Below are 15561 nucleotides of genomic sequence, written 5' to 3'. Positions count from 1 at the left end.
GATTAACTACAATCTGTTTTGAGGATAATCTATATTTACTTTCATAACCTCTTCTTTGTTTATGCTCTTGTTTATAGCTTCTTCTGTTGTCTGTTGTAATTGCACTAAGGGTCTTATAAAATTTTCTATCTCAACTGCTAGTTGTTGTAATTCTTCTAATGTCCAATCATAGGTACAAATCTCACCAGCTGCATTCCAACTCGGTTGGAACTGTATATCTTCTTGCTTTGCAGTTTGTGCTATTATTATCATTTGGCTTAGTAATGATTGTTTTTCTTTTGTAATTGTATATGCTTTAACCGTACTACCATGACATGAAGACTCTAAAATATGCTCTTTCAAGTAATTTTCTAACTTTTCTTTGCTTTGTTTAACTTTCCACTCCTTTAATTCTTTTAAGGTGCAGGTTTTAATGTCAATATTAGGATTTATCTGCTTCTCTAGTTGTTCTACTTTAATTCTAGCTAAATTTGCCTCTTCATCAGCAGTTAGATTTCTTTCTATTAATGTTTTTCCATCTGGTTCATAAAATAAACCATCTATGTGAAAGCATCCTATTGCTAATGGATAGTGTGTTGTATCAACTGCGTATGAATCATCTCCATATTGAATTCTCGATATTTGATTTGCTATTTCATAGTTGTCACATACTACTATGTTTTGTACAGTCTGTTCATTTATTAAACTAAAAATCTGATTACACCACATGCTATGTACTCCTTTAAATTTATTGCTCTGCCCATCGTACGATTACTAATCCAGAACCTCCGCTGGCTGTTGTTGAGGATTGCCCATATGCCATTCCACCGCCTCCACCGCCAGTATTTGACGTGCCAGAGCTACCTAGGGTTGTTAATGCACCTGCAGTGGAATATGCGGCACCTAATCCTCCTCCTCCTCCTCCTGGCTTACTTGGAAGTTGACTATTATCACTACTATACCAACTGCCTCCTCCTGCACCTCCTCCAGAATAAAGTGTATTACCTGCTTCGCTGAAAGCTCTAGTTGTTGTTTTTTGACCGCGCATATACTTGGCATCATAATATGTATCTAGTGTGGTATCATCTATAGTACCCTGATACTTAAATAATGCGTAGGTATTGCTACCATCTTCTCCTCCGTTAAAAGAACTATGTGCTCCAGAATTAGTTTGAAATGCTCCATTACCACCACCTGATCCACCTGACCCACCTGCTGATGTTTGACTATATAAATAATTAGTATGGATGGAACCTGGATATCCCCCAGCTACAGAACAAATGGCTCCTAGCGAAGATACTCCGCCGTACCCATTACCCGAGTCAGCGAATGTACCACCAGCACCTACAATTACTGGTACGGAGGCTCCGGGCGTTGTAGCAGCTCCTAATACTGTTGCAGTATAACCTCCACCCCCTCCTCCAGCTCCTCGTCTTTTTAGATTACTTATGCCTCCACAACCTCCTCCTCCAACACAAAAAATATCTACTTTATATACACCTTCCGGTACCGTCCACATTTGAGAGGATGTAAAGACTATTAACCCTCCCGGAACTGTTCCTTTCCAAGCCAACCTTGGTACACCGTTAACACCATAGTAAATTTCTTTCACTTTCCTTGGTACACCATTAACCCCATAATAAATCTTTTTAACACGCCTTGCCTGTCCGTTAACTCCGAAGTACATTCCTTTTGCCATTGCTACCTCCTATTCGTAAACAATGCATAATACATTATTTCCTAGCGAAGCAGGTATCGAAGTTTGAACCTGTATATGTACACCATCCACAGAATCAGAATTCCCTCCATTAGCAGGAAGGGTTGTGGGAATGTCACCAAAGGCAATATTTCCTAAATCAGTACTATCTACCGTTGCTTTTAATCTTGAACCCGACCATCCAATTGATACCAAATTAGGATATTGCCCAAATCCCGTACCTTGGCGAACCGGTGTGTAACCAAGAGCATTTTGTTTTCCATTCCATGCTGCCTTCTCTGCATCTGTCACAAATCGATTATTTGCATCCTGAGCAATTACTGTCGGTGAGTGATTCGCTGGATGAACATAATTGTTGGCATTTACCGCAACACCTGCTAATTTGCTTTTTTCTGCATCTGTAAAATCATTAGAAGATAAACCTTTACCATCTACTGCTTTCACACCAGCTTCCTCTAATTTATTCAGTTCCTCATCAATCACATCAAAGTTATTATTAAGCCCCTCTATACTGATATAATCACTATCCTGCTGCTTCTTCAGATTATAATTCTTTGTATATTCTGCCATTCTATCACCTCTCTCTAATCTCTCCCCAAGTAAGTTCGGTCGCCTCACCCCAAGTCATACGCCCTACATCCTTCCAGGTGTTATAGGTATACTCAAACTCGAATCGCAAGTGTGCGGGTTTGATTTCTTCTATGGTAAGTCTTAAGTCAGTTATATTTGCAGGAATCCCCTTTGTTCCCACAAATCTAACTAGAAAACTGCTTTCTTCGTTATTTTCAATCACTTCGACCTCACCGTTGGAGTAAGATCTGGCAACCTGCGCAATCATCTGCTTTGTCACGGTACCGGTACCTCTGATTTTGGCTCTGATTCGCTCTCTTCGGAATTCATGGTTTTTTGTTACGTCAACCGTTAGTCCATAGATTTTCTCGTAACGACTTAAAAGTTCTGTAGCGGTATTGACAAAACACTGATTTAAGGTGTTGTTAAAGTCTTCTGCAAGTTTATTGATATGAACACTTAACAATCCTTGTAAAGTCTCCATAGTTTGATTGTTTACATAATAATCTGGTAAATGCTGCATCAGATTCATTCAGAGACCACCTCCACAAGTTCAAGGTTGCCAACCATAGGCATTTCAGTTTCTGCAATTGGGACATTACTTGTGTCGCCATTTAGGAATAGATCTGTATAATCAGAAATTCCTTCCGTAGCCAACAAAAGACTACCCACTTTGGCATAACTTACTACGTAAGATGAAAAGATAGTATTCTTAAGATAGTCTGCAAATGTACTGTAAAAGCTTTCTATGACTTCCTGTAATAATTTAGTTCCATCAAGGGTTATCTTAGCAGAAATTGAAATCTCTTTACTCCCAGGGCTGGTTACTGTAACGGTTGCTCCTATGGGCCTGACGGTTTCTATATAGTCAGCTACCGGTTTTTCAAGTCCTGTATCAATAGACATGTTACTGTCCACCACCATGACTTTTACCGTTCCATTTCCATTCCATAGCGGATATACCTTGGCATCCCCTACCCCTGGAACTTCCAACGCCCATTTTTTATAGTTATCTGCGTTACCGCTGGTACTGGGAGACTGGACTTGTGCGTAAAATCTTGCTCTAAGGTTATTGTCTGTTTCAACTTCCTCTCCGGCAGTAATGATATCTCCCAAGGTGGCAGTAACACCTTTTATATTATCAAGACTTAGTAAGCTCCCACTGTAACGGTTTCCAAGCTCTCCGGTCTGCTCACACTCTGCCTGATAGATATTTTCTCCCAACTGAGCTGTTATCTGATAAACACTTCCCTCCAGCCCCCATCTGGTTCCCAGGCTTATGTCATCGGTTGTAACTACTTTACGAACTGCCTTTGTTGCTTGCTTTCTGCTTATCCCATAGTCAGCAACTACACGGTCTAAGTATTCACCAACCGCAGTATCCCCAGATACCAAATCCAGAAAGCTGCTTAAATTAAAATAGGTCTGTGCCAACTCGTAGGCACAAGGGGCAAGTGCATCGTATAGAATACTTCCTTCCCTTTTATCTACATCCGTTGTAACCCGTTTTAGCATGTCTGCTAATATAGCTTCATACGTCATTGCCTCAAACATTAACCGTCCACCTCCTTTTCAATGGTAAAATTACCATAAATACTTTTTACCTCAAAGGTACACCGTATCTCATCACCGTTTAATTCAAAACGAAAATTCTCAACACTAAGCACCCTCTCATCTTCTAACAGACACTCCATAATTCTGCGTTTTAATTCTATGGTTACATAGGCTGTGTCCTTTCCTATTAAGTCCTCAAAAGTAATACCATAATCGAAACTGTAGATTGGGTATTGATATTTTTCAGTAAATAACATCTTATAGATGGCCTGCTTTAGTGCTTCTGCATTGTCCACATAGCCCTGTATTTTATTCGGAAACAACTGATAGGTTCTATTTGTCTTTATCCCTTCTGATATGACTAAGGTCTCAGGTATACTGCTAACCGGTATCATTCTATCACCTCCAAAATAAAATATTGCTGACCGCCATGATTGCGCAATAATCTTACCGAATCCCCTATTATGAGGTTCTTTTTCATATTACCAAAAACCAACTCTTCCGGTATCACAAGCTTCTCACTAATACGGATTCCATCCTTTGTCACTGTACCGGGGATAATGCTGCACAACTTGGCATTGCTTAAATAATTTTCTACAATTCGCTTGATTTCCTGTATCATGTCATTACCTCCAGACTCATGGTGTGAATTGGAAGAAATTTATGAGTTACACTTTTTACAACCAGCCGTCTGTTAAGCTTAATGTCTTCAATCTGTCCGTGGAAACTGCTGCCTGCCCGGATTCTGGTATCTCCCAGACAGTCAAGGCTAATGGTTTCCGCTTCCTTGTTATATAGGCTTAATAAGTTATCCGCCATTGATTTAGCTTGTGCAGTACTATATTTCTTATCTATACTTTTATAATATTGCAATACACCAAAGTTCTTCACAGATGTCTCATCCTGAGCTACCGTAACTTCCAAGGTCTTTGCCTCTTTATCAATGGCAGCCAGCTTAATAAAGTTGTAAAAGTCATTATCAATGGATTTATCATATTGATAATCATAGCAATAACTCTCATCACCTAATATCATGTCAAGCTTTAAATCACTGGTTTCCCGAAGGGCGATACTCCCGAATTCATCTCGGAGGAGATACCATTTCTTTTGGTTCATCAAGGTATCGCTGATAGAACCGTATATAATATCAAGCCAGGTCTTATCCTCTTGCACACTGGTTTCTAATACATACCTTGTATCTACGATGGTACCTTTGTTCAGTTTAAAGTAGTTACACATTTTATTTGTTATGGTAGTGACCGTATCCCCTTTTAATACCAGTGTATCCTTTGCTTTACAATATCTAAGCTGGTCATAGGCCGTTACATTTATTTCTGTTCCTTTGCCCCTACTGATTTTAAATACATACCCATAAAAAATATTCGTATTATCATATTTAAAACGAATTACACTTCCATTTTGTATCGTTAGATTCTTACTAATATAGGTGAATTCCAGCTTACTACAGCCATTATTAAAGGTATCCTGATAGGTAACCTTTGTTATCAAATCATTAATTTCATAAATCTTCCCACCTGTTGATACTAAAAATTCTATCATGGAATCACCAACTTCTGACCGGGATAGATAAGAGAAGGATTTTTTATTTTATCCTTATTCGCATTGTATATCTTTGTATACTTTGTACCATCCCCATATTGCTTTTTTGCGATGGCCCATAAGCTGTCACCTGATTGAACTACATAGGTTCCTTTGCTCTTTGGGTTTTTTGCATCTTCTTTCTTTGCTTTTTTCTCTCCGGTTCCCGGTTCTATCTCCTTGGCAGCCCTTTTGTTAAATTCCTGATATTCAATTAACTGAAAGGAAACGTACTTGTCTCCTTCTTCGCCGGCTTTTTCTGTTATGGTTATATCCTGAATTAAGACCAGTGTGTTAATACTATCTTCATACATTTCTTCTTTGCTTGCTCCCCGCCCTGCAATAAAACGTATCGGAGCCAATTCCTGTCTCCATTTCTGGAATTCCTTAAGATATTTTTCCGCGGGATTGAAATTTTCTGCTTCTTCCTTGTAGACTTTAGCAGTGGTATAATCTTTCACAATTTCTACATAACTGTAATCTTCCTTTGGAATTTCACATTCAAAACTATATTCCTTAAGCTCCATACCGGAAGGTATTACAATCTGCCCCAATCCCAGTACTGTATACTTTTCTACTGACTGGGAGCTGGTTATCTTAATTTCCTCGGGATTGACAGGAAGACGGTATGTGGTGTTATTGTAATCAAAAAATACTGCGTACATTAATATACCCCCTCACTTACCATAGCGATTTCTTCTTGAAGAATCTGCTTTATTCTACCTGCTACTTTATCTGCATCTGCCGTCTCATGGACATCACCGAATTGAACACTGATGTTTGGAGCAAGTGAATTACTGGCAATGTTGGCTATATAATCTCTTTCTGCTATTTCCCGCAGGTAGTCAAGGTCTTCGTCCGGCATCTCAACTTCAACAGTTCCGCCTGTACCGCTGCCTTTTACCGGAATAGGGATGCCTCCACCACCCTCGATTGCTATCGGGTTCCCTGTTCCTTCTATCGGTATTGCCAATCCAGTGCCTGATGGGTCTAAAGGATTTTCTTTACCATCCATTGAAGGTGGTGTATATTTCGTATACTCATGGAAAGGGTCGCTATTATTTTCTCCATTTCCACCTAACATGTCCGCTAAAGAGTTAATTCCACTCTCCATGCCGTTGTATAATCCCAATGCAGTATTTTCACCCTTTTTCTTTGCCTCTTCTGTATCCACCAAATCCAGAACTTTTGCATATTCTTTTTCTCCTAGACTGGCTTCCAAATCTGCATTATTTCTTATAAATTTATCTTTGAAATTACTTATCCCACTCGTAATATCAATTGTCACTCCAGGAATTTTATTAATCAAATCTTGTATACTTTGAAGCAAATTTTCTATTGCTCCTAATGCTGATATTGCCAAGTCATTAAATAACATTTTCACTTCAATAATTGTGTTGCGAAAGGCATTGCCAAAAAAATTGATAAATTCCGCTATAAAATTCCAAATATAAATGAAAACATTTTGAACATTTGCTATAAATTCTCCTATCACACCACCCATAAACTTAAATACAGATTCCCAGGATATTCCTAAGGCATCTACAATACTAATAACAGCCACAATTAAACCAATAATAAGCAGAATAGGCAGAGAAGCACTAATCCATGCTAACGCCTGGCCGATTAATGGCGGAATTGTTGCCCACAAACCCGTAATTATACTAACAAGGTACGTTGCACCAATTGTTGCAAGAATAGGTCCTATTATGCTCCATCCATTGATAACTCCATCAATTACTGTCCCTATCACGTTTGCAAGAATATCAAAACCAACAATTAATGCATTTACAAACTGTTGAAATTGAGGATTGCTGATAAACTCTTGGACTTTTTCAATAATGCTTGTAAATGCTTGTAACCCTCCATCCTTTATTCTTGTAAATATGTCTGAAAAAGTCATTGGTGCTTCTGCAAATGCAGTGTTAATATCACCACTCATAGAAAAAATAGCATTTTTCATTACGTCAGCGGTAATTTGACCCTCATCAGCTAGTTTTTTTAAATCTGCTCCAGATACTCCGGTATACTGTGAAACCGCCTGCATTATTAATGGAGCTGTCTGAGACAATTTATTCAAATCATCCCCTTTCATACCCCCTGTAGACATCTTTTCTATCAAACTATCAATAGAAGTTTTGCTGTCTTTTGATGTTGTACCACTTGCTACAAATGACCTTTGTACTAATTCTGTAAATGCTATTGTTTCGTCATTTGATCCAAATACATCTGTTCCATTTTCTAACTTCGTAATAAAATCAGACATATCAGCAAAAGAGCTTCTAGAACGTCCTGCTGCTGCAAATACTTTATCCTGTAATTCACCCGGTTTTTGGTTTCCATCATTTACTTGATTAAGTTTTGTACTAACCTTTGTATAATCATCGTATATCTTCATTCCATTTTCGATGCTTATCACTTTCTTTAATGATTTAAACATACCATCTAAATTGACTTTTGCTTTTTTTGTTTTCTTTTCAGTATCATTTACTTTATTATTAAATTTAGCTAGTTTATCATCAGCTGCTTTAGCAGAACTACTAGTTTCATCTAGCTTCTTTTCTACTTCATTAATACCACCGGCAGCAGCTTCTGCTGCTTTATTCAATTCAAGCATTTTTGCCACAAACATTTCTGATGCCTGACTTGCCTTAATCATTTTGGTAGAAGCTTTGTCAATGGCTGAACCAGCTTTTAATATTTTCTCCGCAGCCATTCCGATTTTTTGTCCGGATTCAGCAAGTTTATTAATAACTTTTTCAGTTTTAAGCATCATTTTGTCTAAGGAACTATTATACATATTAATGGTAACTATCATTGCGTTTATATTTGCCATTCTCACCTACCTCCTTTCGACTTTATTCTTTGTGCCTGTTTTTTCTCCTCCTCCACCCGTACTGCTATGCTGGCGTATACAAAGGCTTTTTCCTTTTGTGTCATTTCATCCAGTACGGAGGGAAGGATACGGAGTTTTTGCAAAGCAAAGTGTGCCAAATTAAACTCAACATCACCTTGCTTTATTCGTTTTTTGCTTCTTCAATATCCTCATTGATATTAGTGTCAAGACCACTTAAGGACTGGACCTCTTGGGCTAGCGTAGCATACTCTCCCACCAGCAGCATATTTTTCAAGGTTTCTGTTTCACCAAGACCATATTTTTCCTGAAGCTTTGCATCGTGTAAATTGGGGAATACCACTGCACTTGCAGTAAGTGCCTGAACATACTCTGTTCGGTTAAAGGTTTCATTGCCTTTTTTATCTTTTTTGGTATAGCGTTTAATCAACTGCTCATTTTCTTTTTGCGTAATCGGGCGGATTGTAAAAGGAATGACTTTTCCATCCTCCATAAAACGACTGGATACTACAACCTCTTTATTTTCAACCTGTACAGGATTTAAAAACGCTTTTAATGAACTCATATATATGTCTCCTCTCGGCTAATAAGTGTTTAGGAAAATTGCGAAACGTTATCTTTTAAGAGAGGAAGAGGGAAATCACCAAATAAAGGTGACTTGCCAAAATCATTCCATTTGGGTGATTCCCGTTCCTTCCGTCACATAATAAGATTGCAATTCAAAGACTGTATCGCAATTACCTAACTTGTTTTTCTAATAACGCAGGTGCGCGTCCCTACTTTTCTGTGGGAACATGTTCAGGCAGATGGAACGTACTCATTTCTTCCATACTGTCAAAGGTAAAGTCCGTATCTACGGTAATCGGATCATCAGACTGGTCATCTAAATTGATAACAGGAATCGTCTTTAATATGACATTGTTTAATTTAACCTCCTGCTTTCCAACCGTAGATTGTGGGTCTTCATTATACGCACGAATGGTTATCTGACTGAATTTGCCGCCATCCAGATACTCTCTGGCTGCCTTTAACATTTCAGAATTCATAAAATACATAGTCATGCTTCCGGTTCCCTCTGCCCCAACAACTTTATGCTGTGTCATACGGTGTCCTAACATTCTGCGGGCTTGTACCGTTAAATCAATTTGTGCTTTTAAGCTGGATACCTCAAACAACACCCTGTTTTCTCCATGGATTACAATAAAGGCTGTGCCCTCTTTTGCAGATAAAGTATCCGCTAACCTTACATAATTATCTATCATATCTTAAGTCTCCTTCCTTATGATAAGCTTACTGTAATATACATTTTTTCAATGCTGTCTACCGGTTGGATATGACAATCAATCACTACCGCATCGGAATCTTTTCCTTCTGCTATTTTTACATCCTCCGGTACAAAATTTTTAATTGCTGACATTCCCTGCAAAGTTTTAAAATAGTCAATAAGATTTGCACGAAGAGCAGACCTTCCATCCTCGGTATTATTCATCTTACCAACGTAATTTGCCTCAAAGATTTCTGTAATGTCATTATTAATACCATTCAAGATTCGAATCACACGGTTTTTGGTAAATGGTTTCCCTGCCGCTTCCGTTAATGTTGTTAAGGAATTAATATCATATACAACGGTAACGTTTTGTGCCGTATCCACTTTTAAGATAAATTTACCGCTTGTTACGGCTGCTTCCATTTCCGTTTTTGTCATGCGAGGTACAACATCAATCGCACCGGTATAATTTCTTCCGGTATTGGATTCACTTACCTTTGCACCTGCCGTGATACCTGCTGCCCAAACAGAGGTCTGTGCCGGAGTCAGTACTTTACCGTCTGCCAGTTTTACGCCCTGGGATACGCTAATGATGTACTGGGAATCCGCCTTGTAATTAGCTAAAACCGCCTGCATTCCCTTTCCCTCGTCATCAATCATAGCTTTTACCCACGCGGCAATGGCTGCTTTTGCTGCTTCATAACCCTCACCATCGTAGGGATAGACTAATACATTAAAATCTTCCGTTCTGACAGCCTCTAAAGCAGCAGTAACTGCGCCGCTCTCATGGTCTTTGCCAAGATTATATACCTTAACCGTTTTTGCTCCCTTTAGAGCTTCTCCCGCAAGGAAGGTATCTGTGGTTGTAACCCCTTCCGGATAATCATTTTCTTTAGCTGTAATGGTATAAATTTCACCTGCTGTACCTGCACTTAATTCCTGTAATAATAGTACAACGCCTCTATCCCCCGGTGTTATTGTTAAGGGAGCGTTGGTTAAAAAGTTTATGTATGCACCTGGTAAAATTTTATTTTGATTGTTCCATGTTCCTGCCATAAGTATCCTCCTTAAATCACTGTGTTTATTTGCTGATTTTGCATTTTCCCAGCCGTTTCCTGTCTTTGTAGTACAAAACGGATATTAAAGGTATAATGCAGTACATCTTCTATTGTTTCTGCCTTTTTATTTCTAAGGTTTAATCCGCCAGACAGTCCAAGTTCCTGCAATAGTACTGTGCCAACCTCAAGGCAGTCTTTTTTGATTCCTCCCGTGACATTGCTGTAATAGCTGATATCAAAGGAATAATCCTGATTTTCCCTGTCTCCAAGACCTCTGCTTATCTGCCTTGCAGTTGTCTGAAGGTGAAAGGACGGCTTCTGATGATTCTCCGGTAAGTCTTCTTCATAAATAGTTACCCCCGGAAAAAGCTCTGCCAGTTTTTGTTTTAACATGTTTTGAATTTCAAGCATACAACACCTCTTTCTGGTAACTAGATCATTGTAAAAACAGTTATTGACTGTAGCCTTAAAAGTAATGTGGATATTCTGTTTGTATGTCCATCAGCTGTTTATCAAGTCCCAGAATCTCCCCCTGGGTTGTAAGTGTTAGCTTAGACCTATCAATCTTGTCCATAACGAATTCTACAGACACTACACCGGAAAGTTTATTAAAAATTGCTGACAAAATTAAAAACTCCCGGAGCAGCTCCTCCTGCTTCCTATTAAAAGAAATAAAATGTTCCCATATCTGGCCTGCCTGCTCATGTAGCCTTTTGTTTTGTTCATTTGCTACTAGCATTTCATCCAATTGCGTCTTATGAACCATGACCTGCATCTCAAGTTTTTTCTTTTTTTCATTTAACGTATCGAATCTGGACTTGGGTATGAAATTTCTTTTATCTTCTTTGCACAGCTCCATAACTTTTTTAGCTTGCTCATCGCTTAGTCCTAACTTTAAGAATTGTTCTATTTTCATAACTCCTCACTTTCAAACACATTATTTTACATGGTTTAGTCCATGGTAGTTGTCTTTCTAGTTAACGTCCAAAATACCAAAATGACGATATCATTTATGTAAACACCCTGTACTTCCCCTTTCATTGGTCGCAAAACAGGAAATACTCTTGATGACCGGATGCTAGTTCTCAACAGTCTGGTGCCCACCCCATAACTTTTGTGACTGTTATCCCCGATGCCTCTTTTGTGCATCAACCAAAACCAAACCATCCTATATATACGGCGTAATAAATTTCACTTCTTACGCAATACGTAAGTTTAAGAGTAAAAAAATAAGTTGACCCATAAGAACTTACCATTTTATTTTCACAACTCCCCTCACAGCGTTGTCTTACGTATTGCGTAAGATTATAATAACATACTCCTATTGGAATGTCAATACGTATTACGTAAGTTTTTAATTTATTTTCTATTGGATTGCATTTTACGTAAGAATATGCTATAATTATAGTAGTTTCCTCATTCATAAGATAGATTGAATTCTACAGATTTATTACGAAACATACACAGTTTAAAACCTGTATTCATATATTTTTCTAAAATATTACTTATTACGAAAGGTATAGGTACCTCATTACCTAAATAATTTACGGGAGTTTTGTTATGTCAGTATTACAAGATCGAATTAAAGAAAGAAGGCTTGCCCTAGATTTGACCTTAGCCGAAGTAGCAAGCCGGCTAGGTGTAAAAGAGGCAACCATGCAGCGGTATGAAAGTGGGGAAATAAAAAATATTAAGCATGATACCATTGCTAGACTTGCAGAAATATTTGATTGTTCTCCTTCTTATTTAATGGGCTGGGAGGAAACTAATTCTATATCTACCATTGCTGCGCATAAAGAGGAGAATGAGAACTGGACGCCGGAAGAGCTCTCTAAAATCGAAGAATACAAACAGCTTTTGCTTGCTGCCAGAAATAATAAAAAAGAGCATTAAAAGGGGAGATGTAAATGACATACGAAGACTTACAGAAGCAGCATGACTATCTGTTTGTAAAAGAAATGGATTTATACCAGGTTAATGGGTTAAAAGGGTTATATGTAGACGGCTGTATCGCTATCGATAAGAATTTAACCAACGTGGAGAAAGGCTGTGTACTGGCAGAAGAAATCGGTCATCACTTAACCTCTGTTGGAAATATACTGGATCAAAATATTGACGCCAACCGAAAGCAGGAATACAGAGCCCGTCTGGTTGCATACGATATACAAGTAGGTCTAAAAGGAATTGTTGACAGTTACGAAGCCGGTTGTACAAGCCTTTACTCCATGGCTGAGTATCTTGAAGTAACAGAAGAATATTTAAAAGAAGCACTTACCGCTTATGAGAATAAATACGGTACGTATGTATCCTTTCAGAAATATATCATTTATTTTACACCATGTCTTGGTGTTTTAAAAAAGCTGGACTAGGAAATCATACGAAAAACATAAACTATCTTTAAAAATGGGCATAATACTATTGACAAATTAAGGGGAATCTAATACAATTATTATAAATTGTACTCAATTTAATTAAATGCAATCTTTAGAATCCTGTCGATAGGTTGAAAGAAAATAAAAAAGAAGGGAATGCCACTTAGAGATACTTTCAACCGCTTTTATTTGTGGCTGTACCGCAGACAGTGCCAGCGGTATGTAATAGGTATGAAGTATGAACGAAACGATACAATTAATTCAAAATCATAGGTCTATACGTAGTTTTCTTGATAAAGATATTGATAATGAAATCATTGATGAAATATTAAAGTCATCTCAAGCTATGCCAAGTTCTATTAACGGACAGCAAACCTCAGTCATTGTAATAAGAGATAAAGAAACCAAAGCTAAAATTGCCCATCTGGCAGGTGGTCAGCAATGGGTTGAAGATGCCCCGGTATTTCTAATCTATGTTCTGGATTTTTATAAAACGCATCTGGCGGCCAAGAAAAACGGATTAACACAAGTAATCCATGAGAGTGTGGAAGGCACTATGGTTGGAACCTTTGATTCTGGCTTAGCAATGGCAGCTGCCATCATCTCTGCCGAATCCCTGGGTCTTGGTATCGTTCCCATCGGTGGTGTGCGAAAAAACCCCGGAGAATTAATTAAGCTGTTAAATCTTCCTGAATATGTGTATCCGGCTGTGGGTCTTGCCGTAGGATATCCAAAAGATAATTCTCATAAGAAACCAAGACTTCCTTTTGAAACCTTTAAACACGAGGAATCCTACCATACAGAAGGCTTAGAAAAAGCTATCGAGCAATATGATACAGAGATGAAAGGCTATTTAAAAGAAATCGGCAGGGAGCAGGAGGGTAACTGGAGCAAACTAACCTCCGGCATCTACCAGTATGTATATTATCCGGAAGTTTATCCTACTATGAAGGAGCAAAAATTCTCAAATGATAAATAACTGATTTAGTCAAAATAGTACTTTACAAAAAATAATATCCACAAAAAGCTGCTGTCTTTCACTTTCTAGACAGCAGTTTTTTTTATAGCAGGCATTCATTGAATATCTTCTTATTTGTAACTTATTTAGTAAATCCTCAAGGAAATTATTAATTACATATAATTCATCTTTTGTATAACTTCATAAAATAACGTTTACTTAATCTGATAAAATTTCCATCATTATAAGTGCCCCATATCTAAATCCATGCAAAAAGGCATTTTCAGATTCTAATGAATTTGATTCTATCGTTATTTCCATTAACTCTGTAATGCTCTTAAAATTTTCATTACTAGACTCTTTTTTTAACTTTTCCATTATAATCAGAATTTGCTCACTCAATTTCTGATATTCTTCATCCTCTTTCAAGACTTTATCATCAGGATTTAAAGTTCCATAATAAATTGTTTTAATCAATGATTTCATACTCTCACTCCCACATTTTTTATAAATTATTTTCATACATTTGTTACCTTGTTGTCTGCGATAAACTAGACATATTTAAAATCTGCTATTTATTTTTGCCTGTGTGTATACTTTTTACTTGTATAGATTATTCTAACACAAACCGATTACCTTTACAATTAGAATATAAATATATTTACACAGACAAATAAAAGAGGTGTTCTTGTTGAAAAACGACAATAATAAACATATTATTAACTACGAAAAGTTAGGATTTCGTATAAAAAAAGCACGTTTAAATAAAAATTTAACTCAAGAAAATATTGCAGATTATGTAGGATGTAACGTTTCACATATTTCTAATATTGAGAATAACCATACTAAAGTCTCTCTAAATGTTTTATTAGCAATTGCTAATGCTCTAAATACAAGTATCGATTATCTTTTATATGAGCAATATGATAATTCTTCTTTAGCACTAGATAATGCTATAATAAAAGCATTAAAAGACTTTGATAATGAAAAGAAGTTAAGTATCTTGAAAATTATCTCAATTCTTTAATTAAAGAAGGCAAGCCTTATGGATTACAGTTCTATAAGGTTTGCTGCCTATCTCCCTTTTGCCTATATAAGTATTATTAACTTATACAGATTATTCCATGTCTCACTTAGTATATTTAGAATCAGTATATATACATATTTATATAGACAAATTTGAGAGGGGATTAACTTTGAATAACTCATTCGAGAAAAATAATATCGACTATAAAAAATTAGGTCATCGAATAAAAGAAGTCCGTTTAAGTAAAAATTTAACTCAAGAAAATATTGCAGATTATGTAGGATGCAATATCTCTCATATATCCAATATTGAGAACAATCATACCAAAGTTTCATTAAATATTTTACTTGCTATAGCAAATGCTCTTAACACTAGTATTGATTATCTTTTATCAGAGCAATATAATAATTCTTCTTTGGCACTGGATAATGAAATACTCAGAACTTTAAAAGGCTGTGATGATGAAAAGAAGTTAAAGATTTTAAAGATAATTTCTATTATATAGTTAAAGGTACTGTTTAATATTTTTAGGAATTCTAAATTTCTTATATTGCTCAAGACCACTTTCCTAAAATATTTCATCCACTAGAGCCTTACAGCTCTAAA

The 15561-nt window shown here is 37.0% G+C and carries 21 protein-coding genes; 5 read left to right on the top strand and 16 right to left on the bottom strand.

Features of this window, described 5'->3' with window-relative positions; genetic code table 11:
• Positions 1-6: 6 nt before the first annotated feature.
• From acsn021_RS00890 to acsn021_RS00820, 15 genes are all read right to left on the bottom strand, one after another.
• A complete protein-coding gene (locus acsn021_RS00890) occupies positions 7-708 on the bottom strand; it encodes a hypothetical protein (RefSeq protein WP_184095697.1) in 702 nt (233 codons plus the stop codon).
• A gap of 19 nt (positions 709-727) precedes the next feature.
• A complete protein-coding gene (locus acsn021_RS00885; RefSeq protein ID WP_184095699.1) occupies positions 728-1678 on the bottom strand; it encodes a glycine-rich domain-containing protein in 951 nt (316 codons plus the stop codon).
• A gap of 9 nt (positions 1679-1687) precedes the next feature.
• Complete coding sequence (locus tag acsn021_RS00880) at positions 1688-2266, bottom strand: hypothetical protein (RefSeq protein WP_184095701.1); 579 nt, start codon at positions 2264-2266, stop codon at positions 1688-1690.
• A gap of 4 nt (positions 2267-2270) precedes the next feature.
• Positions 2271-2798: a putative phage tail protein gene (locus acsn021_RS00875; protein WP_184095703.1), complete on the bottom strand. Its 528-nt coding sequence runs from the start codon at positions 2796-2798 to the stop codon at positions 2271-2273.
• Entirely contained in the window at positions 2795-3820 is a 1026-nt protein-coding gene (locus tag acsn021_RS00870) for a baseplate J/gp47 family protein (protein WP_243167986.1), read from the bottom strand. The genes acsn021_RS00875 and acsn021_RS00870 overlap by 4 nt, the downstream gene beginning before the upstream one ends.
• Positions 3820-4215, bottom strand: a complete 396-nt coding sequence (locus acsn021_RS00865) for a DUF2634 domain-containing protein (protein WP_184095706.1) — start codon at positions 4213-4215, stop codon at positions 3820-3822. Before acsn021_RS00865 ends, acsn021_RS00870 begins: the two co-directional genes overlap by 1 nt.
• Positions 4212-4442 carry a DNA helicase gene (locus tag acsn021_RS00860; RefSeq protein WP_184095708.1) on the bottom strand — a complete coding sequence of 77 codons (231 nt, stop codon included), beginning with the start codon at positions 4440-4442 and terminating at the stop codon, positions 4212-4214. Before acsn021_RS00860 ends, acsn021_RS00865 begins: the two co-directional genes overlap by 4 nt.
• Positions 4439-5380 carry an XkdQ/YqbQ family protein gene (locus acsn021_RS00855; RefSeq protein WP_184095710.1) on the bottom strand — a complete coding sequence of 314 codons (942 nt, stop codon included), beginning with the start codon at positions 5378-5380 and terminating at the stop codon, positions 4439-4441. The genes acsn021_RS00860 and acsn021_RS00855 overlap by 4 nt, the downstream gene beginning before the upstream one ends.
• Positions 5377-6084, bottom strand: a complete 708-nt coding sequence (locus acsn021_RS00850; protein WP_184095712.1) for a LysM peptidoglycan-binding domain-containing protein — start codon at positions 6082-6084, stop codon at positions 5377-5379. The genes acsn021_RS00855 and acsn021_RS00850 overlap by 4 nt, the downstream gene beginning before the upstream one ends.
• Positions 6084-8255, bottom strand: a complete 2172-nt coding sequence (locus acsn021_RS00845) for a tape measure protein (protein ID WP_184095714.1) — start codon at positions 8253-8255, stop codon at positions 6084-6086. Before acsn021_RS00845 ends, acsn021_RS00850 begins: the two co-directional genes overlap by 1 nt.
• 181 nt (positions 8256-8436) lie before the next feature.
• Positions 8437-8838: a phage tail assembly chaperone gene (locus acsn021_RS00840; RefSeq protein WP_184095716.1), complete on the bottom strand. Its 402-nt coding sequence runs from the start codon at positions 8836-8838 to the stop codon at positions 8437-8439.
• Positions 8839-9049: 211 nt separating this feature from the next.
• Positions 9050-9535 carry a phage tail tube protein gene (locus tag acsn021_RS00835; RefSeq protein ID WP_184095718.1) on the bottom strand — a complete coding sequence of 162 codons (486 nt, stop codon included), beginning with the start codon at positions 9533-9535 and terminating at the stop codon, positions 9050-9052.
• 17 nt (positions 9536-9552) lie between these two features.
• Positions 9553-10596 carry a phage tail sheath subtilisin-like domain-containing protein gene (locus acsn021_RS00830; protein ID WP_184095720.1) on the bottom strand — a complete coding sequence of 348 codons (1044 nt, stop codon included), beginning with the start codon at positions 10594-10596 and terminating at the stop codon, positions 9553-9555.
• Positions 10597-10607: 11 nt separating this feature from the next.
• Positions 10608-11009 carry a phage tail terminator family protein gene (locus tag acsn021_RS00825; RefSeq protein WP_184095722.1) on the bottom strand — a complete coding sequence of 134 codons (402 nt, stop codon included), beginning with the start codon at positions 11007-11009 and terminating at the stop codon, positions 10608-10610.
• A gap of 55 nt (positions 11010-11064) precedes the next feature.
• Positions 11065-11514, bottom strand: coding sequence for a phage scaffolding protein (locus acsn021_RS00820; protein WP_184095723.1), 450 nt, complete (start codon positions 11512-11514; stop codon positions 11065-11067).
• 644 nt (positions 11515-12158) lie between these two features.
• Here acsn021_RS00820 and acsn021_RS00815 point away from each other — a divergent pair.
• From acsn021_RS00815 to acsn021_RS00805, 3 genes are all read left to right on the top strand, one after another.
• Positions 12159-12491, top strand: a complete 333-nt coding sequence (locus tag acsn021_RS00815) for a helix-turn-helix domain-containing protein (RefSeq protein ID WP_184095725.1) — start codon at positions 12159-12161, stop codon at positions 12489-12491.
• Between the two features lie 14 nt (positions 12492-12505).
• The gene (locus acsn021_RS00810) at positions 12506-12967 is read left to right on the top strand and encodes an ImmA/IrrE family metallo-endopeptidase (RefSeq protein WP_184095727.1); all 462 of its coding nucleotides are present in this window, start codon (positions 12506-12508) and stop codon (positions 12965-12967) included.
• Between the two features lie 241 nt (positions 12968-13208).
• Entirely contained in the window at positions 13209-13949 is a 741-nt protein-coding gene (locus tag acsn021_RS00805) for an NADPH-dependent oxidoreductase (RefSeq protein ID WP_184095730.1), read from the top strand.
• A gap of 198 nt (positions 13950-14147) precedes the next feature.
• On the opposite strand, the gene acsn021_RS00800 is transcribed toward acsn021_RS00805, so the two are convergent.
• On the bottom strand, positions 14148-14414 hold the full coding sequence (locus acsn021_RS00800) for a DUF6809 family protein (RefSeq protein ID WP_184095732.1): 267 nt from the start codon (positions 14412-14414) through the stop codon (positions 14148-14150).
• A 205-nt stretch (positions 14415-14619) separates the two neighbouring features.
• Between acsn021_RS00800 and acsn021_RS00795 the strand changes: the two genes are divergently transcribed.
• Positions 14620-14955, top strand: coding sequence for a helix-turn-helix domain-containing protein (locus acsn021_RS00795; RefSeq protein ID WP_207725200.1), 336 nt, complete (start codon positions 14620-14622; stop codon positions 14953-14955).
• Between the two features lie 169 nt (positions 14956-15124).
• Complete coding sequence (locus tag acsn021_RS00790) at positions 15125-15460, top strand: helix-turn-helix domain-containing protein (RefSeq protein WP_243167987.1); 336 nt, start codon at positions 15125-15127, stop codon at positions 15458-15460.
• Positions 15461-15561 lie beyond the last annotated feature (101 nt).

Origin of the sequence: Anaerocolumna cellulosilytica, from assembly GCF_014218335.1 — a bacterium.
Taxonomy (GTDB): Bacteria; Bacillota; Clostridia; order Lachnospirales; family Lachnospiraceae; genus Anaerocolumna; species Anaerocolumna cellulosilytica.
Note: the sequence above shows the minus strand (reverse complement) of the source record. Positions and strands in the feature narration are given on the sequence as shown.